Annotated in this window: 18 protein-coding genes; 6 read left to right on the forward strand and 12 right to left on the reverse strand. The window is 72.2% G+C overall.

The features are described 5' to 3' along the window. Nucleotides 1–3: 3 nt before the first annotated feature. From F4554_RS20500 to clpS, 4 genes are all read right to left on the reverse strand, one after another. Nucleotides 4–276: a MoaD/ThiS family protein gene (locus tag F4554_RS20500; RefSeq protein ID WP_179789069.1), complete on the reverse strand. Its 273-nt coding sequence runs from the start codon at nucleotides 274–276 to the stop codon at nucleotides 4–6. 360 nt (nucleotides 277–636) lie between these two features. Continuing rightward, the gene (locus F4554_RS20505; protein ID WP_179789070.1) at nucleotides 637–1,092 is read right to left on the reverse strand and encodes a Mov34/MPN/PAD-1 family protein; all 456 of its coding nucleotides are present in this window, start codon (nucleotides 1,090–1,092) and stop codon (nucleotides 637–639) included. Nucleotides 1,093–1,181: 89 nt separating this feature from the next. Then, nucleotides 1,182–1,742: a DUF2017 domain-containing protein gene (locus F4554_RS20510; RefSeq protein ID WP_179789071.1), complete on the reverse strand. Its 561-nt coding sequence runs from the start codon at nucleotides 1,740–1,742 to the stop codon at nucleotides 1,182–1,184. Then, on the reverse strand, nucleotides 1,739–2,080 hold the full coding sequence (gene clpS / locus F4554_RS20515; protein WP_179789072.1) for an ATP-dependent Clp protease adapter ClpS: 342 nt from the start codon (nucleotides 2,078–2,080) through the stop codon (nucleotides 1,739–1,741). The genes F4554_RS20510 and clpS overlap by 4 nt, the downstream gene beginning before the upstream one ends. Nucleotides 2,081–2,189: 109 nt before the next feature. Between clpS and F4554_RS20520 the strand changes: the two genes are divergently transcribed. Further along, nucleotides 2,190–3,638 carry a nicotinate phosphoribosyltransferase gene (locus F4554_RS20520; RefSeq protein ID WP_179791668.1) on the forward strand — a complete coding sequence of 483 codons (1,449 nt, stop codon included), beginning with the start codon at nucleotides 2,190–2,192 and terminating at the stop codon, nucleotides 3,636–3,638. Further along, a complete protein-coding gene (locus F4554_RS20525; protein WP_179789073.1) occupies nucleotides 3,635–4,240 on the forward strand; it encodes an isochorismatase family protein in 606 nt (201 codons plus the stop codon). Before F4554_RS20520 ends, F4554_RS20525 begins: the two co-directional genes overlap by 4 nt. A 37-nt stretch (nucleotides 4,241–4,277) precedes the next feature. Here the strand turns inward: F4554_RS20525 and F4554_RS20530 are convergent, their stop codons facing one another. From F4554_RS20530 to F4554_RS20540, 3 genes are all read right to left on the reverse strand, one after another. Further along, nucleotides 4,278–6,956, reverse strand: coding sequence for a molybdopterin cofactor-binding domain-containing protein (locus F4554_RS20530; protein ID WP_179789074.1), 2,679 nt, complete (start codon nucleotides 6,954–6,956; stop codon nucleotides 4,278–4,280). A 96-nt stretch (nucleotides 6,957–7,052) separates the two neighbouring features. Beyond that, nucleotides 7,053–7,913 carry a class I SAM-dependent methyltransferase gene (locus tag F4554_RS20535; protein WP_202889389.1) on the reverse strand — a complete coding sequence of 287 codons (861 nt, stop codon included), beginning with the start codon at nucleotides 7,911–7,913 and terminating at the stop codon, nucleotides 7,053–7,055. Beyond that, nucleotides 7,910–8,104 (reverse strand): hypothetical protein, encoded by a 195-nt coding sequence (locus F4554_RS20540; RefSeq protein WP_179789075.1) that lies wholly within the window; start codon nucleotides 8,102–8,104, stop codon nucleotides 7,910–7,912. The genes F4554_RS20535 and F4554_RS20540 overlap by 4 nt, the downstream gene beginning before the upstream one ends. Nucleotides 8,105–8,419: 315 nt before the next feature. Here F4554_RS20540 and F4554_RS20545 point away from each other — a divergent pair, with 315 nt between their 5' ends. Then, the gene (locus F4554_RS20545; protein ID WP_337796125.1) at nucleotides 8,420–10,351 is read left to right on the forward strand and encodes an ATP-binding cassette domain-containing protein; all 1,932 of its coding nucleotides are present in this window, start codon (nucleotides 8,420–8,422) and stop codon (nucleotides 10,349–10,351) included. Further along, nucleotides 10,344–12,191 carry an ATP-binding cassette domain-containing protein gene (locus F4554_RS20550; protein ID WP_179789077.1) on the forward strand — a complete coding sequence of 616 codons (1,848 nt, stop codon included), beginning with the start codon at nucleotides 10,344–10,346 and terminating at the stop codon, nucleotides 12,189–12,191. The genes F4554_RS20545 and F4554_RS20550 overlap by 8 nt, the downstream gene beginning before the upstream one ends. 32 nt (nucleotides 12,192–12,223) lie before the next feature. Here the strand turns inward: F4554_RS20550 and F4554_RS20555 are convergent, their stop codons facing one another. Next, nucleotides 12,224–12,928 carry an FMN-binding negative transcriptional regulator gene (locus F4554_RS20555; protein WP_238341366.1) on the reverse strand — a complete coding sequence of 235 codons (705 nt, stop codon included), beginning with the start codon at nucleotides 12,926–12,928 and terminating at the stop codon, nucleotides 12,224–12,226. Between the two features lie 52 nt (nucleotides 12,929–12,980). Here F4554_RS20555 and F4554_RS20560 point away from each other — a divergent pair, with 52 nt between their 5' ends. Next, on the forward strand, nucleotides 12,981–14,309 hold the full coding sequence (locus F4554_RS20560; protein ID WP_179789078.1) for an aminotransferase class I/II-fold pyridoxal phosphate-dependent enzyme: 1,329 nt from the start codon (nucleotides 12,981–12,983) through the stop codon (nucleotides 14,307–14,309). Nucleotides 14,310–14,380: 71 nt separating this feature from the next. On the opposite strand, the gene F4554_RS20565 is transcribed toward F4554_RS20560, so the two are convergent. Next, nucleotides 14,381–14,575: a hypothetical protein gene (locus tag F4554_RS20565; RefSeq protein ID WP_179789079.1), complete on the reverse strand. Its 195-nt coding sequence runs from the start codon at nucleotides 14,573–14,575 to the stop codon at nucleotides 14,381–14,383. 84 nt (nucleotides 14,576–14,659) lie between these two features. Beyond that, nucleotides 14,660–16,522: a bifunctional metallophosphatase/5'-nucleotidase gene (locus F4554_RS20570; RefSeq protein WP_337796126.1), complete on the reverse strand. Its 1,863-nt coding sequence runs from the start codon at nucleotides 16,520–16,522 to the stop codon at nucleotides 14,660–14,662. A 234-nt stretch (nucleotides 16,523–16,756) separates the two neighbouring features. Between F4554_RS20570 and F4554_RS20575 the strand changes: the two genes are divergently transcribed. Next, nucleotides 16,757–17,620 carry an aldo/keto reductase gene (locus tag F4554_RS20575; protein ID WP_337796127.1) on the forward strand — a complete coding sequence of 288 codons (864 nt, stop codon included), beginning with the start codon at nucleotides 16,757–16,759 and terminating at the stop codon, nucleotides 17,618–17,620. 53 nt (nucleotides 17,621–17,673) lie between these two features. On the opposite strand, the gene F4554_RS20580 is transcribed toward F4554_RS20575, so the two are convergent. Together F4554_RS20580 and F4554_RS20585 are read right to left on the reverse strand one after the other, a co-directional pair. Then, nucleotides 17,674–18,876 (reverse strand): homogentisate 1,2-dioxygenase, encoded by a 1,203-nt coding sequence (locus F4554_RS20580; RefSeq protein WP_179789080.1) that lies wholly within the window; start codon nucleotides 18,874–18,876, stop codon nucleotides 17,674–17,676. Between the two features lie 87 nt (nucleotides 18,877–18,963). Then, nucleotides 18,964–20,490 carry an MFS transporter gene (locus tag F4554_RS20585; RefSeq protein ID WP_337796128.1) on the reverse strand — a complete coding sequence of 509 codons (1,527 nt, stop codon included), beginning with the start codon at nucleotides 20,488–20,490 and terminating at the stop codon, nucleotides 18,964–18,966. Between the last annotated feature and the right edge of the window lie 23 nt (nucleotides 20,491–20,513).

Consider the following 20,513-nt stretch of genomic DNA (forward strand, 5'->3'; position numbering starts at 1 on the left):
CGCTCAGCCGCCGGCCACCGCGGGCAGCACGGTGACGACATCCCCGTCGGAGACCGCGGCGTTCAGCCCGCCCTGGAAGCGGACGTCCTCGTCGTTGACGTAGACGTTGACGAACTTGCGCAGGTCGTCGTTCTGGACCAGTCGGTCCTTCAGCCCGGAGTGACGTGCCTCCAGGTCGTCGAACAGCTCGCTCAGGGTCGCACCGGCGCCCTCCACGGTCTTCGCCCCGCCGGTGTGGGGGCGCAGGATCGTCGGGATGCGGACCTCGATAGCCATCGGTACGTGCTCCTTCGGTCGTGTCTCGTCGCGAGGGTCTGGCTGACTGACAGGGCTGGATGAACTGGCTGACTGCTGCTCTGGGGCGGGGCCGACCGGCGTACCGGTCCGGGAATCCGCCACCCGGATGCTCCAACACGCGCGTCGGCGCGGAGATTCCTCGGACTGCCGAGGGAGGGGACGCGCGGGAGACTAGGCGGGCGAACAGTCGTAGACCAGCGCCGGCGCCGAGTGGGTGAGCAGGAAGAGCTCCACGCCGCTCAGCTTACGGGCCTGCCGGTGCGGTGGCGGCGCCCGGTTTCACCCAGCGGGGACATCAAGGGACCAGGTGTCCTGAACCGGACTCGAGCCGTGGTCAGGTCAGGCGGTGCGGTCGGGTTCGGGGTCGCGGTCGTACGCCGGGACCACCCGAACCTCCTCCTCGGTGACCACGCCGTCCACGATCCGGTACGACCGGAACTCCACCGGGCCGTCCTCCGACCCGCACTCCCGGGTCGAGACCAGCACGTAGTGGGCCTGCGGCTCCGAGGCGTAGCCGATGTCGGTACGGGACGGATAGGCCTCCGTGGCGGTGTGCGAGTGGTAGATCACCACCGGTTCCTCGTCCCGGTCGTCCATGTCCCGCCACACCCGGAACTGCTCCTGCGGGTCGAACTGGAAGAACGTCGGGGAGCGCTCGGCGTTGGTCATCGCCACGTAGCGCTCGGGCCGGTCGGACCCGATCGGTCCGGCGACGACGCCGCAGGCCTCGTCGGGGTGGTCGGCACGCGCGTGGGCGACGATCGCGTCGCGGGTCGCCTGGTCGATCGTGAGCACGGGCCCGAGCCTACCGACCGCTCGGCGAGCCCGGCCGTCAGCACGAGCCCGTCAGCACGAGCCGGTCCGCACGAGCCGATCAGCAGCCGTCACCACAGGGCGGAGACCAGGGACTCCTGCAGCCAGCCGAGCCAGACGTACACGCCGTACACCTGCCGACGGCGGTCCTCCTCGGGCAGCGACGCCCAGCGGTCCTCGTCGTCCTCCTCCACCCCGAGCCGGGTGCCGAGGGCGAGCCGCAGGTCGGTGAGGGTTCGCAGCCAGCACTGCGCCTCCTCGGCGTTCAGCGAGACCGTCACCTGGTCGGAGTACTCGGGGTCGCCCAGCGACTCGAGCACGGTCTCGGCGCTCTTCACCTTGCCGTCGCGCAGGCCATACTCGGTGAACCGCCGGAAGTCGCCGGCCGCCTCCTCGTCGTCTGCGTACGCGCTGGGGAACAGCCGGGCGAGCACCTCGTCCTCGGGCGGCTCGGTCGAACCGAGGTGCCCGACCAGGGCCGCGAGGGTGTCCTCGGGCGGCGGGGCCGAGATCGGAGTCTCGCTGCGTACCAGCTCCACCAGCTCGCCGATCAGTCCGCGGACGAGCTGCACCTCCTCGGCCGCGAGGGTCGCGGTGATCACCCCGCGGCGGGACCGGAAGCCACTCGTCATACGTTCCCGCTCTTTCCGTCGCCGCCCCTGCCGCCCTTGCCGCTCTTTTCCAGCGTGGCCCACAGACCGTAGGAGTGCATGGCCTCGACGTCGCGTTCCATCTCCTCGCGCGAACCGCTGGACACGACGGCCTTCCCGCGCTTGTGGACGTCCATCATGAGCTTCTCGGCCTTCTTGCGCGGGTAGCTGAAGTAGGTCTGGAAGACGTAGGTGACGTACGACATGAGGTTGATCGGGTCGTTCCAGACGATCGTGATCCACGGCGTGTCCGGAAGGACCACGTCGTCGGTCTCGGGGCGTTCGAGCTCCACAGGTGCGGTACCGCTCACAGGTCCCATCGTGGCATCCGACGGGCGGAGCGTTCGGCACGCACCCCCCGAAAATCGTGCAGTCCGCCACCGAAGGAGCAGCGGGTCTAGGCTCTGGCCCATGGACGACGCGGCGCCCATGGGCCTTTCCCCCGCAGTGCCCACCGGGTCGGACACCGGGCCGGACACCGGGCCGAGCACCGCACTGCTCACCGACCAGTACGAACTCACCATGCTGCAAGCCGCGCTTGCCGACGGCACCGCGCACCGGCGGGCCGTGTTCGAGGTCTTCGCCCGCCGGCTGCCCCACGGGCGGAGGTACGGCGTGGTCGCGGGCACCGGGCGGCTGCTGGACGCTCTGGAGCGGTTCCGCTTCGACGAGGAGACGATCGCCTTCCTGCGCAAGCGGGAGATCGTGGACGACGCCACCGCCGACTGGCTGCGCGACCATCGCTTCCGGGGCAACATCTGGGGCTACGCCGAGGGCGAGTGCTACTTTCCCGGCTCCCCGATCCTGGTGGTCGAGGGGACCTTCGCCGAGGCGGTCCTGCTGGAGACGCTCGCGCTCTCCATCCTCAACCACGACAGCGCGATCGCCTCGGCGGCGTCCCGGATGACAGCCGCCGCCGGGAGCCGTCCGATCGTGGAGATGGGATCCCGGCGTACACACGAGAGCGCGGCCGTGGCGGCGGCCCGGGCGGCCTATGTCGCGGGGTTCGCGAGCACCTCCAACCTCGCCGCCGGCCACTGCTACGACCTGCCGACCGGAGGAACCAGCGCGCACGCGTTCACGTTGCTGCACGACTCCGAGGAGGACGCGTTCGCCGCCCAGGTGGCCGCGCTCGGCGTCGGCACCACGCTGCTGGTGGACACCTACGGCGTGCGGGAGGCCGTGCGGACCGCGGTCGAGGTGGCCGGTCCCGGCCTGGGCGCGGTCCGGATCGACTCCGGTGACCTCGCCGTCCTCGCCCACGACGTACGCGCCGAACTCGACGCGCTCGGCGCCACCGACACCCGCATCCTGGTCAGCGGGGACCTGGACGAGTACGCCATCGCCGGGCTGGTGGCCGCACCCGTCGACCGGTACGGCGTAGGAACGGCCCTGGTCGTAGGCAGCGGGTATCCCACCGCCGAGCTCGTCTACAAGCTGGTCGCCCGCTCCGTCGGCACCGAACCCGACTCGCCGCTGGAGGGCGTGGCCAAACTGTCCACGGGGAAGCCCACCCACAAGGGGCGCAAGTGGGCGCACCGCCGGTTGGAGGACGGAACCGCCGTCGCCGAGGTCGTGTCCACCCATCCCGAACACGTCGGCGACGGAGGGCGCCCGTTGCTGATCCCGCTGGTCGCCGAGGGGAAGATCGTCGGCCGGGAGCCGATCACCGCGGCCCGCGAACGTCACCTGCGGTCCCGGGCGGAGCTGCCGCCGACCGCGTTGAAGCTGTCGCGCGGGGAGCCGGTGCTGCCGACGACGTACGACAACACCGAGCACACGGGGAACACTGGGTACACGGGGCACTCGGGGCAGCCCGAGCACTCCGAGCAGCTCGAGCAGACGGGGCACACCAGGCGCGAAGGAGGAGCACGATGAGCCGTGCGCTGATCGTCGTGGACGTGCAGAACGACTTCTGCGAGGGCGGCAGCCTCGCCGTGAAGGGCGGCGCGGAGATCGCGTTCAAGCTCGGCGAGATCCTGCACACCTGGCAGGAGGCCGACCAGCGGGACAAGGCGTACGACTACGTCGTGGCCGTCCGCGACCACCACGTCGACCCCGGCGCGCACTTCTCCGCGCGGCCGGACTTCCGCGACACCTGGCCGCCACACTGTGTCGCCGGTACCGACGGCGCGGGCTTCCATCCGAACCTCGATCCGCAGCCCTTCGACGCGGTCTTCGACAAGGGTGAGTACGCCGCGGCGTACTCCGCCTTCGAGGGCAAGGCCAAGAACGGCGCCATGCTGGCCGACTGGCTGCGCGACCACGACGTCACCGAGATCGAGATCGCCGGGCTGACCACCGACTACTGCGTACACCTGACCGCGGTCGAGGCGACCAGGAAGGGCATCTCCACCCGCGTGCTGCTCGACCTCACCGCCGGAGTGGCCGCCGACACCACCCACGCCGCCGTCGAGGCGATGCGGGCTGCGGGGTGTGAGCTGGTGGGCGCCCCGATCGTCCGCGACCCCCGCGAGTAGGTGCGGCGGCGAGCTCCGCGCAAGCCCGGGCTCGTGCTCAGATCCGGACCCTGGCCAGCTCGGCGTCGGTGAGTTCCTCCAGCCGGGCACGCAGCCGGTCCGGGGTGAGCGGCAGCTCGCGGACCCGGATCCCCACCGCGTCGTCGACCGCGTTGGCCAGCGCGGCCGGGGTGGGCGGGGTGGACGCCTCACCGGCGCCGAGGGGCGGCAGACCGGGCCGGTCGAGGAGTACGACCTCCAGTGCGGGCACGTCGGCGAACCGCAGCACCGGGTACGTCGTCCAGTCCAGGCTCTCCACCCCGTCGCGGCCATGGCGTACCTGCTCGTACAACGCCCGGCTCAGGCCCTGTAGTACGCCGCCCTCCAGCTGGTTGCGCAGTCCGTCGGGGTTGACCACCACGCCGGCGTCGCAGGCGATCACCACCCGGCGGACCGCGATCGCCCCGGTGGCACCGTCGACGTCGACCTCGACCACCTGGGCGACGTAGGCCTTGCTGCCCTTGTACCTCGTCACCGCCACGCCCTGGCCGTGCCCGCCCTGACCGCTCGGCCCGACCCGCTCCCGCCAGCCGGCGTGCGCGGCGGCCGCCTCCAGCACCGCCCGGGCTCGTTCGTCGCGCAGGTGGGCGAGCCGGAACGCCACCGGGTCCGCCCCCGCGGCCTCGGCCAGCTCGTCCACGAACGACTCGATGGCGAAGGTGTTGAAGTAGCCGCCGAGAGAACGCAACGCCGACGTGCGCAGCGGTCCTGGCGCGTACTCCCCCACGATGTCGCGGGCGCCGAGCTCGTACAGCGGCTCGGCACTGCGTACCCCGCCCTCACCGCCGCCCGACCAGGGCCGCGGGCCGGCGTTCGCGCGCAGCCAGGACACCACCAGCCGGTCGCCGGTGCCGTGCGGGCGCGCGGTGTGCGCGTCGGTGCGGATGCGGTGCCGCCAGCCGGTGACCCGGCCGGCAGCGTCCAGGCTCGCCGCCAGGTCGGCCGACATCGGCGGGCCGTACGGCTCCCAGCCGAACTCGTCGTGCACGGCGTACTGGAACCGCACCGGCCGGCCGGGCACGGCGCGGGCGGCGGCCACCGCGAACCCGGCGGCGTCATCGGCGCCGTTGTGCCCGTAGCAGCCGGGGCCGTCCACGTGCCGGACGGTCAGCGCGTCCTCGGGCAGGCCGAACGCGGCGGCGAGTTCGCGACGCAGCGGATAGACGCCCTGGCTGTGGGTCCACACCGTGGTGCGGTCCGGCTCGACCAGGGCGACCGCGCTCGACGGTGCCACGGAGGCGTGCGCCTCGTACGGCTTGGCGTAGGAGGCCCGAACCACCCGTCCCGACGCCAGCGCCTGCTCGACGCCGGGCTCCTCGACGACGGGCGTACGCACCGGCGGGTTCGTCCGCGCGATGGGTCCGGTGCCGGTGCCGGTGCCCGGTCCGGCGCCGGGCTGGGGCGGCTCCGGCTCCCAGCGGGTCGTACCGGCGAGCCGGCGCACGGCCCGGACCGCGACCTCCTCGCGGGCGGCCACCACGAGCAGCAGCCGGCCGTCGTGCACGACGGCCTCCACCCCGGGCAGGTCCTTCGCGACCGAGAGGTCGACAGCGGCCGGCCGGGCGTCCTCGCGCGGCGGCAGCAGTGCGCGGGCGTACAGCATGCCGGGCAGGGCGAGGTCGTGGACGTACGCGGGCGCGCCGGTCAGCTTGGCCGGCAGGTCGCTGCGCGGTGCCGCCTCCCCCACCGGGCCGCCGGCCCATCGCGGCACGTCGTCCGGGCGGATCGGACCCCTCGGCGGGCCGCCCGCCGCGTCCCCTCCTTCGGCTGCCAGCCGGCGGTACGCCACGGCGGCCCGGGCGAGCGCCGCTCCCCCGGCCTCCAGGGAGTTGCTGCCCGCGGTGTAGCCCTCGTCGGGGGTGCCGTCGGTGGCCGCCGAGCGGACGACGAGGCGTTCCAGAGGTACGCCGAGTTCGGCGGCGACGACCTGGGCCAGCGCGGTCCGTACGCCCTGTCCCAGCTCCGCCCGCCCACTGCGTACCTCGATCCGGCCGTCGGGCAGCGGGCGCAGCCAGTCCTCGACGTTCGGCGCCGTCGCCAGCGCACCGGGCAGCGGCTCGGCCGGGCGGCCGGGCTCGGTGGGCACCTCCTCCGCCCGGTCGGCGCGGATGTCGGCGGCCACCTCCGGAGCGTCCCGGCCATCCGGCCCGTCGTCCATCCGGATCGGCGGGCGGGACGAGGGTTGCTCGTGGCCGGCGAGTTCGCGGATGGTGCGCAGAATCCGGTGGTGCGTGCCGCAGCGGCACAGGTGCTCGGCTAGTGCGGCCTGGATCTGTTCCTCGGACAGGCTCGGACTACCAGCTGGCTCGGTTGGTTCCGCGCCGTCGAGCAGGGCCGCGGTGGACATGATGATGCCGTTCAGGCAGTAGCCGCACTGGGCCGCCTGACGGTCGAGGAACGCCTGCTGGATCGGGTGCGGACGGTCGGGGGTACCCAGCCCCTCCGGGGTGGTGACCCGTCGGCCGGCCACCGCGGACAGCGGAAGCTGACACGAACGTTCGGCACGTCCGTCGACGAGGACGACACACGCACCGCACTCGCCGATCGCACAGCCCTGCCGGACACCGCGCAGTCCGAGGTCGTTGCGCAGCACGCTGACCAGCGGGGTCTCCGGATCCTGGTCGAGTTCGGTGGGCGCGTCGTTGACGACCGTCGGGATCGAGCCGGCACTGGTCACAGGCGGGTCCTCTCCTACGTCACGCGTTCTCGGCAGGCGGCAGACCGCTCCATCCTGTCCATCGCGTACGGGAAACGCCAGCCGGTCGCCGGTCACTCAGCGCGGGTCGATGGCGACCTGCCAGACCAGCCGGCAGTGCCGCAGCTCGACCGACCCACCGTGGTCGGCCAGCAACGATGTCAACGAGTCCTTGACATCGACGTACGAAATGCCGGAACCACCTACCAGCTTGCGGTACAGCTGCTCGCCGTCGTCGAAACGTTCGGCGACGTCCAGCCACCAGCAGCCGACCAGCTCCGCGCTCGCGTTCGAGGCCGCGACCCCGTCCCGCGAATCGAACGCGCGGGTCACCCAGGAGCGAACCGTGGCGTAGTCGAAGACCTGGCCGATCCGCAGCGGTTCCGGCAGCCGGGAGTTCCACGGCGGTACGGCACCGGCGGGACCGGTGGGGTGGATGCCCAGCGCCAGCGCACCGGGTCGCGCCAGCCGCAGCGCCCAGGGCAGCCAGCGTTCGAGCACCGGCCCCCGGCGGCACACGAAGAGATCGACCGAGCCGTCCGGCAGGTCGAGCTCCGCGCCTTGCTCCGCCGCGAGCGTTCGGAACTCGACGTTCGCGGCACCGCGTTCGGCGGCGAGTTCGCGGGCCAGAGCCACGACGCGCGGGTCGCGGTCGACACCGACGACGTGCCCGGCACCGGCGGCGAGCCGGCAGCTGTACGCGCCGTGGCCGCACCCCACGTCCAGCACCGTCGCGTCCGGCCGGAGCTGGGCGTGCACGAGCGCGTCGAAGAACGTCTCGCCGTTGCCAGCACCCACGTGCGAACGCCAGGGATGGGTGAAGCCACGCGCCACCAGCCGGTCGTCGCGTTCCCACTCCGCCAGGTCGGCCGGGTAGCCGGCCAGGAACCCCTCCGGAGGAGCGGGCGGGGAGGAACCGCCTCCGCCCCGGGCCGTCAACGGCCGAGCTGCCGGCGTTCCCGGATCCGGGCCAGCCGCCGCCGCTGCGACGGGTCGAGCATGAGGTAACCGGCGACCGGGGCACCGACCACCGCCAGCACGATCAGGAGCGCCACCCACCAGGGCAGCACGAGCCAGGCCACGAAGGCCACGCCCACTCCCCCGATGATCCACCACGCGCGATTCGACATCTCGTCCCCTTCACCCCGTTGTCCACCCGCCCCGCCCACGTCATACGACGGGGCCACCGCCCGGGTCGGTGCTTCAGCACAGTCTTCCTGCCACAGTCATTGTCCGCCATCCCACGCCCTACCGGCGACCGTCGCCCGTGCTGGTCGCCCAGCCCGGCCGTTGTCGAGCCCAGGTCGGGCGCGCTGTCGAGCCCCGGTCGGGCGCGCTGTCGAGCCCCGGTCGGGCGAACCATGCCCGCGCTCGGACATCGGGACGGACATCGGACGAAAACCAGGTGCCGGACACCCACGGACAATGCGATCCTCGCTGGCATCGTGCCCGACAGCGCCTTCGACGAGCCCGGCGACCTGCGAGTCGACCGGACTCCGGACAAGTCCGGCGACCAGCAGGACAACCACTCCGAGAACGCCCACCGGCGATCTGCCCGGCGGGCGGCGCTCGGCGTTCTGGTCCGGGCGTTCCCCGGCTGGACCGGCCTGCTGGCCGCGCTGGCCGTCCTGGGCGGCGCGCTGCCGTCGGTGTTCGCGCTGCTGGTCGGCCGGCTGGTCGACCTCGTGCCGGGCGCCGTGCGCGGTGGGTTCTCCTCACCCGACGGGCGCCGGATCGTCACCACCCTGGTCCTGGTCGGCGGCCTCCTCCTCGCCCAGGAGGTCGTCCGGATGGTGCGTGAGCTGGTCTCCAACGAGCTGTACCGAAGGTTCGACGAGTACCTCCTGAGCCGGGTGATGGCCACGATCCTCGGCGTACCCCGGTTGGATCTCTTCGAGGATCCGGTGCTGGCGGCGGCCACCGACCGGGCAGTGCGGATCGCCCGCTTCGGCCCGGGTGAGCTCGTCAGCGGCTTGTCCACCCGGTGGTTCGGCCTGGCGCAGGGTCTCGCCGCCGCCGCGGTCGCGGCCTACGTCTGGCCGGTCGCGGCAGTGGTGATCGCGCCGTTGTGGATCGTCCTGGGCCACCAGCTGCGCGCCGACGCGTTCCGCGCGAACCCGTTCTGGGCCGAGCCGCTGCGGCGCGCGGGCTACCTCAAGCGGCTGGCGACGATGCCGGAGTGGGCGAAGGAACTCCGCATCTTCGGCCTGGCCGAGTGGCTGGTCGACCGCTTCGGCGTGGAGTGGCGGCAGGTGATGGAGCAGTTGTGGCGCACCCGCCGGGTCGGCTACCGCGTGTCGGGGACGCTGTTCGGCCTGGCCCTGCTGGCGAACGTCGCGGTCGTCGTGTTCGTCGCGCACTCGGCGCTGACCGGCGGGCTGGCGGTCGGTTCGCTGGCCGTCCTCGTGCAGTCGATGTTCGGCATGGCCCAGCTCGCCTCGCAGGAGGGTGACGTGTGGATCGAGAACGGCGCCATCCCCGTCCCCGACGTTCTCGCCCACGAACGCCTGGCGGCCACCCGTGTACCGGCGAAGGTACCCACCCGCACCGCCCGCGGCCTGCCAGCTCGCGAGATCCGCTTCGAGGCCGTGCACTTCGGCTACCCGGGTCGGGAGCGTCCGGTGTTCACCGATCTCGACCTCACCATCGAGGCGGGCCGCTCGCTGGCCGTCGTCGGGCTGAACGGCGCCGGCAAGACGACGTTGACGAAGCTGCTCACCGGGTTGTCGCTGCCGCAGGCGGGCCGGATCCTCGTCGACGGTGTCGACCTGGCCGACCTGGACCCGGTCTCGTGGCGGCGTTCGGTGGCGGCGATCTTCCAGGACTTCGTGCACTACCCGCTGCCCGCACGGGACAACATCGGCTTCGGCGCGGTGGAGACCCTCGCCGATCCCGACGTCGCCGCCGTGGACGCACGAGTACGTGCAGCCGCACGGCGGGCCGGTGCGGAGCAGATCCTCGACGGCCTGCCCGGCGGGCTGGACACCTACCTGTCCCGGCGGCACACCGGCGGCGTCGACCTGTCCGGCGGACAGTGGCAGCGGATCGCGCTGGCCCGGGCGATGACCGCGGTGAGTGCCGGGGCCCGCGTGCTGGTGCTGGACGAGCCGACCGCCCACCTCGACGTCCGTGCGGAGGCCGATCTCTACGACCGGTTCCTGGACCTCACCTCCGGGCTCACCGCGATCGTGATCAGCCACCGGTTCTCGACCGTACGCCGCGCCGACCGGATCGTGGTCCTGGACGGCGGGCGCGTCGTGGAGGACGGCAGCCACGACGAACTCCTGACGGCCGACGGTCGCTACGCCGCGTTGTTCCGTACCCAGGCACTCCGCTACACCGACGAAGCGCACACCACGGCGGCCGGCGATGCCTGAGCCCGACGAGCCCGACGAGCCCGACAGGCCCGGCAGCGACCTCGCCGCTCCCCCGGCCAGTCGACTTCGCACCGCCCGGGTGATGGTCGGCCTGGCGTGGGCGGCCGACCCGCGCCGGTCCGTCCTCGCGTTCGGCCTGTTCACCCTGCAGGCGCTGGTGGCGGCGCTGTTCGGCTGGTGGCTCAAGCTGCTGCTCGACGGCATCACCGCGCACGACGTCGCGCGGACGGTCCTCGCCGCCCTCGCGCTCACCGGTTCGGTCGTCGGCGGTGCGGCCCTGGACTACGCCGGCACGCGGGTCCGGATGGCCCTCAACGAACGCGCACACCACCTGGTCGAACGCCGGCTCGCGCTCACCGTGGCACGCACACCCACCCTGGAGATCCACGAGACGCCCGCGCACCTCACCCAGCTGGAGATCCTCGTCGACGACAGCTGGGAGTTCGGCGAGGCGATCCCCTCGCTGGTCAACGCGACCAACGCCGCGGTCAGGGTGGTGGCGACGGCGATCCTGCTGGTGAGCGTGCATCCGCTGCTGCTCGCGCTGCCGCTGTTCGGCCTGCCGATGTTGTTGCTGAGCCGGTACACCAGCGGGTTGTTCAACCTCGGCAACGAACTCGCCGCCGAGCCGGCCCGCCGCGCGAACGACCTGTGGGAGCTGGCCACCACCAACGGACCCGCCAAGGAAACAAGGCTGTTCCGGCTGGGTGACCGGATCCTTGCAGGGTTCCACGCCGAGCACCGGCAGGTCCAGGCCATCCACCGCAAGCTGCAGGTCAGGGGGCAGCTGATCGGACTCGGCGCACAGCTCGCGTTCCTGGTGGGGTACTTCGGGTCGATCGTGTTCGTCGTCGACCAGGCGGTGCGCGGGCACAACAGCGTCGGCGACGTACTCCTCACCGCAGTGCTCGCGGGACAGGTGCTCGGTCTGGTCGGCAACTCCGCCGAGATCGTCCAGTGGACCGCCCGGACGCTCACCGCAGCAAGCCGGTTCGTCTACCTCGAGGACGTCGCCCACCGCGCCCGCAGGTCCGTCGACGAGACAGTGCCCTTGCCGACGCGGCTCACCTCCGGCATTCACCTTCGCGGACTGAGCTACCGCTACCCGCACCGCGACGATGACGTACTCCACGACCTCGACCTGCACCTGCCGGCGGGCTCGACGGTCGCGGTGGTCGGCGACAACGGCGCGGGCAAGACCACACTGGTGAAGCTGCTCGCCGGGCTCTACGTCCCGACGGCCGGCCGGATCGAGGTCGACGGTACGGACCTGCTCACTCTCGACCCGGAACGCTGGCGGCAGCGGGTGTCGGCGGCGTTCCAGGACCACGCGCGGTGGGATTTCTCCGTACGCGAGACCGTCGGGATCGGCGACCTGTCCGCGGTGGAGGACGAGGCCGCGGTGGCCGCTGCCCTGGACCGGGCCGGCGCGGGCGACCTGCCCGCCACCCTGCCGGCCGGACTGGCCACCCAGCTCGGCGCCCAGTGGCCGGGCGGCGTGGACCTGTCCGGCGGGCAGTGGCAGAAGCTCGCGGTCGGCCGGGGCATGATGCGCCAGTCGCCGCTGCTGTTGCTGCTGGACGAGCCCACCGCCGCGCTGGACGCCGAGACCGAGCACCGGCTCTTCGAACGCTGGACCGTCGCCGCCCGTGAGCTGCGGGCGGCGACCGGTGCGGTGACCGTGCTGGTGTCCCACCGGTTCTCGACCGTACGGATGGCCGACCTGATCGTCGTCCTCGACCGGGGCGAGATCGTGGAGTCCGGTACGCACACGGAGCTTGTGTCCCGGGGCGGGTTGTACGCGGAGCTGTTCGAACTGCAGGCCGCCTCCTACCGCTGACCGCCCGGCTCGGCGTTCCCGCACGAGGGGACCTACGGCTCCGCGGACTTCTCCAGCCCGCGCAGCAGGTGCGCCCTGGCCCGGTTGTCGGAAGGCCCGCCCCGCGCGGCCAGCCCGGCGGCGATCTCCCGACGGTGCGCGTCCTGCTTGTTGCCCGCGTACTTGAACTTCGCCCGCACCCCGGTGACGGTGAGCTCCAGCGCCCGCAGACCGGACAGCAGTCGCCGGTCGGCCTCGGTGGGCACGGGCGCGCGGCCGGACCCGGGCTCGAAGTGGCCCAGCTGCCGGTTGAGCACCGCCGCCTTCTCGTCCGGATCGTCGACGACGCGCACGTTGCAGGCCAGCTGGACCGTGGCATAGAACGACGTCGGTACGCCGAGCTCGATCTCGTAGTACGACGTGGTGCCCGCCACTTCGCCGGTCACCGCGTCGAGCTGGGTCCAGGGAAGGAGCACGCGCTTGTCCCGTTGCGCGAGGACCGCGCGTACGAAGGCCTCCCCCTCCTCGCGGGTCCTGGGCACCCGGGTGATCCGGAGGTGCTCGAAGACCTGGTCGTCGGCGGCGGCCGCGAGCCCCTCGGCGTGTGAGTGGGACATGGGTTCCAGGCGTACGTGGTCGCCGGACAGCACGGGTGCGTCGAACCATCGGCCGGCGGGCGCGGGCGTGGTCTCGTGGGCGGGTTCGGCGGTTTCGTGCTCGGGCTCGGCGGTCTCGGGTTCGGCCCCTGTCTCGACCATCGCATGCCTCCAGAACTTGCCGGCAGGTTTGTTTTAGTACAAACTGTTGATTGTGTCCTCACGATATTGCATCGTCGGCGCGACGTCGAACGCAATTGCCAGCAGCGTGGAGTCCGGCGTCCGCTCCGGTGACCTGACGCCGGGGACGAAGCTGCCCGCCGTACGCGCGCTGGCCGCGGAGCTGGACGTGTCCCCCGGCACCGTCGCGGCGGCCTACCGCACGCTGCGCCAGCGGGGCGTGATCGAGACCGACGGCCGGCGCGGTACGCGAGTCCGTCCGGTGCCCGCAGTCGCCAGCCGGTCCCGGACCCGGCTGCCGGTGCCGCCGGGCGCCCGGAACCTGTCCGTCGGCGGGCCCGACCCGGCGCTGCTGCCGTCGCTGCGCTCAACCCTGCGGCGGATCCCGCCCGACCCGGTGACCTACGGGTCGGGTTTCGGAATGCGGCCCGAGTTCGCCGAGCAGGCCCGGCGCCGGCTGGTCGCCGACGGGGTGCCCGCCGACGACCTCACCGTCACGAGTGGCTGCCTGGCCGCCGTCGAACGCGTCCTCGACGCGCACCTGTCCCCCGGCGACCTGGTGGCCGTGGAGGACCCCGGGTGGGCGAACCTGTTCGACCTGCTGGCCGCGATGGGGTTGCCTGTCGTACCCGTTCCCGTCGACGACGACGGCCCCGACCCCGAGGCCGTGGAGCAGGTGCTGCGGCGGGGCGCCCGGGCGCTGGTGGTCACCAGCCGGGCGCAGAACCCGTTCGGTTCCCAGGTGAGCGAGCGGAGAGCGGCGCGGCTGCGTGGGATTCTCGGCCGGCACCGGGAGGTGCTGGTCGTCGAGGACGACCACGCCGCCGAACTCGCGGCCGAGCCGCTTCGGCCGCTGGCCGGCGCGACGAGGCACTGGGCGCTGGTGCGGTCGGCTTCCAAGCCGTACGGGCCGGACCTGCGCTGTGCCGTGCTCGCCGGGGACAGCGAGACGATCGGCCGGGTCGAGGGCCGGCAGGCGGTGGTGACGCGATGGGTGTCGACGATCCTGCAGAACCTCGTCGTCGCCCTGTGGGAGGACGAGGCGGTCGCCGAACAGGTGGCGCGGGCCGGTGCGCTCTACGACGAACGCAGAGAAGCCCTGGTCGCCGCGCTCGCCCGGCACGGGGTGGCCGCACACGGCCGCTCGGGCCTGAACGTGTGGGTTCCGGTCGCGGACGAGACCGCCGTGTGCGCGCGGTTGCTGGAGGAGGGGTGGGTGGTGGCCCCGGGCGCGGCCTACCGGGTGCGGAGCTCGCCCGGCGTACGGATCACCGTCGCCGGGCTGCCCGTCGAGGACGCGGACCGGTTGGCCGACGCGATCGCCGCGGCCACCCGGCCCGCCCGCGGCCAGTACGCCGTGTAGGCCGTCCTGCCGTACAGCCGTCCAGCCGTACGCCGCGTGGGCCGTACGGCAGGCAGGTCGTACGGCGAAGGTCAGCGGTGCAGCTGGCCGCGGTTGCGCAGCCGGTGCAGGCGGCGCCGCTGGGAGTCGTCCAGCATGAGATATCCGACGACCGGTGCGGCGACCACCACGACGATCAGCAGGGCGGCCAGCCAGTTGGGCAGCAGCCACCAACCGAGGAGGGCGACGAGGACGCCGCCGATGACGTACTTGGTGCGGTTCGACATGGCATCATCCTCTGCCCTGAACCGCCCGTGGGCTCTCCGGCATCACCCTGGGATGTCCCGGAGAGCCCATGCGATTTGGCCTGGTTACGGCTGGATGATCACCGGCGTCCCGTTGGACACCAGCTGCCAGTCACGGGAGAAGAAGACCGTCGGGTCGATCTCGCCGGCGGCGGTCACCCAGTCGATCAGCAGCTGCCGGATCTCCACCTGGGCGTTGTAGAGCACCTCCGCGGTGTTCACGCCGGGGAAGTTGCCACCGCCGGACTGGCGGTAGTTGTTGACCGCGAGCGCGAACTCCTGGTCGGCGGCCACCGGAGCGCCGGCGTAGCTGAGGCCCGTGATGCGCTGGCCCACCGGCTTCGCGATGTCGATGTCGTAGGTCAACGGTGCGTCCAGCCCGCTCACGACGTCGTAGTTGTAGTCCGGCGTTCCGTTGGGAGCGGTCGGGGTCGGCGCGTTCGTCACGTCGTCGGGCGCGAACGGCCCGACGCCGCTGACCTGCTTGAAGTAGGCCGCGGACTGCTCGAGGTAGGCCTTCAGCCGGGCACCGGTGAAGCGCACCGCGAGCAGGGTGTTGTCGTAGATGTAGAGGCCCGCGACGTCACGCACCGACACCTGACCGGCCGGGATCTGCGCGTCCTTGTTGAACGGCGCGGCGATCGACAGCACCGGCAGGTCGGCGGCGGCGGAGCCCGCCAGCGCCTTCTTGACCGCGTCCGCCTGGACGTAGTTGACGAAGTCCAGCGCCGCGGTGTCCTCGTAGCGCGCGGTCGAGGCCGACATCGCCACCTTCGACGTGCCGATCGGCGAGTTGACGTAGGTGACCACGTCGTCGTGGTCGCCCTTGAGCAGTGCCACGATCTCGGGGTCCTCGGGAACCGTGTTGGAGTTGAGCACCTGCGAACCCCGGCCCACCACCTGCCATCCGTCCCGCGCGGACCAGCGCAGGTCGAGCTCGATCAGGCTCAGCCGCCGACCCCAGTACGAGGGTTCGGTGAGCACGACCTGCGCACCGGTCTCCTTGTTGGTGACGAACCGCTCCGGGATCTCCCGGTGGGCGTGCCCGACCAGGATGGCGTCGATGCCGGGCACCTGCTCGGCCACGAGGGTGGAGGCGTTCTCGGGCCAGGGCAGGGTGTCGCCGTAGGAGGAGGACGTGTCGGCGCCGGAGTGGGCGGACACGATCACGACGTCACAGCCGGCCCGGCGCATCTCCGGCACCCAGACCTTCGCCTGCTCGACCAGGCCGGGGAACGTCATCCTGCCCTCGACGTTGGCCTTGTCCCAGATGGCGATGCCGGGGTTGGTGAGGCCGAGGATGCCGACCCGCACCGGGCGCATCCCCCGGAACCGCACCAGCTTGACGACGTAGGGCTGGAACGCCGGCCGGCCGGTGCGGGCGTTCAGCGCATTGGCACCGAGCAGCGGGAAGTCGAGCTGCTCCTCGAACGTGCGCAGCAGCGGGATGCCGTAGTTGAACTCGTGGTTGCCGAGCGCCGCGGCGTCGTAGCCGATGGCGTTCATCGCCGCGGCCATCGGGTGGACGCGGGTCTTGGAGATCGGCTCGACCCGTGCGTAGTAGTAGGCCAGCGGGGTGCCCTGGATGGTGTCGCCCGCGTCGATCAGAAGGGTGTTGCCCCGGCCGCGCTCCTCGCGTACGGCGTCGACCAGGCTGGAAACCTTGGCCAGGCCGATGTCGTCGGGGTTGGTGGCACTGCCGAACTCCCGGTCGGCGAAGTAGTCCCAGTTGAAGACGTTGCCGTGCAGGTCGGTCGTGCCCATCACGGTGAGCCGGTGGCTGCCGTCGGCCGGGTGGGCGGCGTCCACGCCGTCGGCCCACGCGGGCCGGGCCCGGAATCCGGCGGCGGCCAGGACGGCGGCGGCACCGCCGGCGAGGACGCCGCGTCGGCCGACGAGAGTGCGCTCTGCGTGGGTGTGCTGGGGCACGAGGTCTCCTTCGCGGGGTGCGGCTGGCGGACTGACGGGTGTGGCCGCCGGGCGACGCGGGACCGTCTTAATGGCGGTCCCGAAGTGGCGAACGTAGCGTACGCGAAGGTTCGGACATTGCCGGACGAAAGCGCGGGGAACGACGCGTGGACGGGAGGTTCTCCGGCGTACGCTTGACAGGCGGAACGAGCCCGGTCGAGCGAGCGCAGGACAGACCCTGGGGGGAGCAGACCTGTGACCAGCGGTGGAACGACCCGGGAAGGCACGCGGACGGTCCGGCTGCCGTCCGGTGAGCAGGTGCCCGCGCTCGGGCAGGGCACATGGGGCTGGGCGGAGGACCGGTCCCGGCGGGACCAGGAGGTCGCCGCACTGCGGCACGGCCTTGACCTCGGGCTGACCCTGGTCGACACAGCCGAGATGTACGCCGACGGCGGTGCGGAGGAACTCGTCGGCGAGGCGGTCGCCGGGCGCCGTGACGAGGTGTTCCTGGTGAGCAAGGTGCTGCCCGAGCACGGCCGCCGTCGCGACACGCTGCGCGCCTGCGAGGCCAGCCTGCGCCGGCTCGGGACCGATCGCCTCGACCTGTACCTCCTGCACTGGCGCGGGCGCGTGCCGCTGGCGGAGACGCTGGAGGCGTTCGAGACGTTGGTCGCAGCCGGGAGGATCCGCTACTGGGGCGTGAGCAACTTCGACACCGCGGACCTGGCGGAGGTCATGGGGCTACCAGGTGGCGACGCGGTCACCACCGACCAGGTGCTGTACAACCTCACCAGGCGCGGGGTGGAGTACGACCTGCTGCCGTGGGCACGGGCGGCCGGCCTGCCGGTGATGGCGTACTCCCCCGTCGAACAGGGCCGGCTGCTCGCCGACGGCCACCTGGCGGCGCTCGCCGCCGACCTCGGCGCCACCCCGGCGCAGCTCGCACTGGCCTGGGTGCTACGCCATCCCCACGTCGTCGCGATTCCTCGGGCCGGCACGCCCGCTCACGTGGAGGAGAACCGCGCCGCCCTCGACCTGCGGCTCACACCGGAGGTGCTGGCGGCACTGGACCAGGTCTTTCCTCCGCCGGTGCAGAAGGTCCCGCTCGAAGTCCTCTGACCGACGCCCACAGCAGGCAACCGACGAAGGAAGGGCGGAGGGCACCGGCTACGTCAGGTGGCCCGGCGGCCTGCCCAGCTCCAGGCGTACACCCCGTCGTCACTGGCGATGCCGGCCTCGCCCAGCTCCAGCGGGCGGAAAGTGTCGACCATGACGGCGAGCTCGTCGAAGTACTCCACGCCGAGCGCCGCCTCGATCGCACTCGGCTGCGGCCCGTGGGCGTACCCGCCGGGATGCAGGGAGATCGAGCCCAGCCCGATCCCCGAACCCTTGCGCGCCTCGTAGTCGCCGCCGCAGTAGAACATCACCTCGTCGCTGTCGACGTTGGAGTGGTAGTAGGGCACCGGGATCGCCAGCGGGTGGTAGTCGACCTTGCGGGGGCAGAAGTTGCAGACCACGAAGTTGCTGCCCTCGAAGACCTGGTGCACCGGCGGCGGCTGGTGCACCCGCCCGGTGATCGGCTCGAAGTCGGCGACGTTGAACGTGTAGGGGTACAGACAGCCGTCCCAGCCCACCACGTCGAAGGGGTGGGTGGCGTAGACCATCCGGCTGCCGACGATGCCCGCGGGGCCCTGGCCGCGGTGCTTCACCAGCACCTCGACGTCCTCGCCGTCGCTGACGTACGGCTCGTCGGGTCCGTGCAGGTCGCGCTCGCAGTAAGGCGAGTGCTCCAGGAACTGGCCGTACCGCGACAGGTAACGCTTGGGCGGGCTGATGTGGGAGTTGGCCTCGATGCAGTACGCCTGCAGCGGGGTGCCGCCGGTCGGGATCCACCGGTGCGTGGTCGCCCGCGGCAGCAGGACGTAGTCGCCCTGCCGGGCCTCGAGAACGCCGAACACCGTCTCCACCCGCGCCGAACCGGACTCGACGTACACGCACTCGTCGCCGATCGCGTTGCGGTAGTAGGGCGACTCCTCACCGGCCCAGACGTAGGACAGCCGGACGTCGGCGTTGCCGAGCAGCAGCCGGCGGCCGGTGACGGCGTCCTGGGACTTCCAGTCCAGGTCGGCGAACAACCCGTGCAGCTTCAGGTGCCGCGGCGTCAGCGGGTGGTTGGCTCTGGTGGCGAGGTCGGGCAGCTCCCACACCTGGGAGTCGACGATGGCCGACGGCACTCCCGCGTGGTAGAGCAGCGAGGAGTCGGAGGTGAAGCCCTCCTCACCCATCAGTTCCTCGCGGTAGAGGCCGCCGTCCGGGCGCCGGAACTGCGTGTGCCGCTTGGGCGGGACCTCGCCGACCCTGCGGTAGTAGGTCATCGTCGGGCTCCTTCCGGCCGGGCCGCCGCGGCTGGTGGCGCGCGTGGGCCCGGCGTTCTCCCAGGTTGTGCCCAGACCGTACGCCGATCACTCCCGGGTGTCCCGCCCCGATTCCTCCGGCGTGCCCGGGCTTGGGCTCGGTGTTGTGCCCGACGGCGTGCCCGGGCTCGTGCCCGACGTGCCCGGTAGTGCGGTCTCGGCCGCCACCCGCGCCCGCAGCGTCTCGCGTACCTCCGCCAGGTCACGCGGGGACGTCCGCGACGCCAGCCAGTACATCGCCCCGGTGGGTACGAAGAACAGCTGGAACGCCGCCAGCCCGACCGCGTAGTTCAGCGGCGGCGGGAAGCCGACGGCCAGCGCCCGGAAGCTCACCCCGACCAGGCCGTTCCCGAGCGCCCGGCCGACGCCGTTGACGAGGTTGCCCGCGCTGTAGACGGTGCCGCGGTGCTCGGGCGGGTTGACGTCGGCCAGCAGCGCGTACCAGTTCGGCGAGTTGGCCGAGGTCAGCGCCAGGGCGAGCAGCGCCATCGCGAAACTGACCGTCACCGTCGGCTCGGTGACCACGCTGGCGAGTACCGCCGCCACGACCGTGCCGGTCCCGGCGGTGTCGCGGACGTCGATGTGCAGCGGCAGGAAGAACAGCACGACGTAGAACGGGATGCCGCCGAGGATGCCGATGGCGGCGACCATCGCCCGGCCGCGCGGGGTGCGCCGCTGCAACCGGTCGCCGACCAGACCGCCGACGATGGAGAGCACGCCGCCGAGTTGGAAGAGCGTGGCGAACAGGCTGCCGATGACGATGGAGATCTCCTCGGAGTGGCCGGACGCCTGCGCCTTGGCCTGGAACAGCCGCGGCAGCCACACCAGCGAGCCGAACACGAACTGCGCGGTGAAGCCCTGCATCACCAGCCAGACGTTGGTCCGCCGGGCGAGGATGCGGGGCAGGTCGGCCCGGCTGATCCGGTGGCCGTAGTCGCCACCCTCGGCGAAGATCGCCGCGAGCTCCGGCTCGCTCTGGCCGCGCCGGATGTCGTACGTGAAGAGGTACGCCACCGCCGCGACCAGCCCGACCACGGTGAGCACCAGGAACGGCCGGCGCCAGTCCGCGGCTCCGAGCACCCCTGCGAGCAGCGTGCCGACCAGGGTGCCGAGCCCCTGCGACAGCCCCCAGAAGCTCATCACCAGGCCTCGGCGTTTGGGCGCGATCAGGTCGCTGACCACGGAGAAGCCAACCGAGGCGACCGCGCCGAGCCCGACGGCGGCGACCATCTGCGCGGCGAAGAAGGCCGCGTAGGAGCCGGCCAGTGCGGTGCCGCTGGTCCCGGCCGCCCAGACCAGCGTGCCGATCATCAGCATCGGCTTGCGGCGGGTCCGGTCGCCGGCGTAGGCCCACGCCACGGCGGCGACCGCGGCCACCAGGAAGCTCACCGCCGTGACCAGGCCGATCCAGCTCTCCCGGACCTGGAGGTCGCGGGCGATCGGACTGTAGAGGGGCGGGACCAGGACGGCGGCCACGTTGTCGACCGAGGCGAGCACGATGAAGACGACCACGCTGTAGAGGCGGTGCGTCCTGCCTCCACGCCAGCCGGAGGTCCGCACCGTACTCGTGGTCACGGGCACATCAAACCAGCAAGCCC

Source organism: Actinopolymorpha rutila (assembly GCF_013407855.1).
Classification (GTDB): Bacteria; Actinomycetota; Actinomycetes; order Propionibacteriales; family Actinopolymorphaceae; genus Actinopolymorpha; species Actinopolymorpha rutila.

Coding starts and splice junctions, on each gene's coding strand:
- F4554_RS20555 (WP_238341366.1), bottom strand. CDS start 12,928: ATGGTCGAGACAGGGGCCGAACCCGAGACCGCCGAGCCCGAGCACGAA.
- F4554_RS20540 (WP_179789075.1), bottom strand. CDS start 8,104: ATGTCGAATCGCGCGTGGTGGATCATCGGGGGAGTGGGCGTGGCCTTC.
- F4554_RS20520 (WP_179791668.1), top strand. CDS start 2,190: ATGGGCCTTTCCCCCGCAGTGCCCACCGGGTCGGACACCGGGCCGGAC.
- F4554_RS20525 (WP_179789073.1), top strand. CDS start 3,635: ATGAGCCGTGCGCTGATCGTCGTGGACGTGCAGAACGACTTCTGCGAG.
- F4554_RS20565 (WP_179789079.1), bottom strand. CDS start 14,575: ATGTCGAACCGCACCAAGTACGTCATCGGCGGCGTCCTCGTCGCCCTC.
- F4554_RS20510 (WP_179789071.1), bottom strand. CDS start 1,742: ATGACGAGTGGCTTCCGGTCCCGCCGCGGGGTGATCACCGCGACCCTC.
- clpS (WP_179789072.1), bottom strand. CDS start 2,080: ATGGGACCTGTGAGCGGTACCGCACCTGTGGAGCTCGAACGCCCCGAG.
- F4554_RS20550 (WP_179789077.1), top strand. CDS start 10,344: ATGCCTGAGCCCGACGAGCCCGACGAGCCCGACAGGCCCGGCAGCGAC.
- F4554_RS20500 (WP_179789069.1), bottom strand. CDS start 276: ATGGCTATCGAGGTCCGCATCCCGACGATCCTGCGCCCCCACACCGGC.
- F4554_RS20580 (WP_179789080.1), bottom strand. CDS start 18,876: ATGACCTACTACCGCAGGGTCGGCGAGGTCCCGCCCAAGCGGCACACG.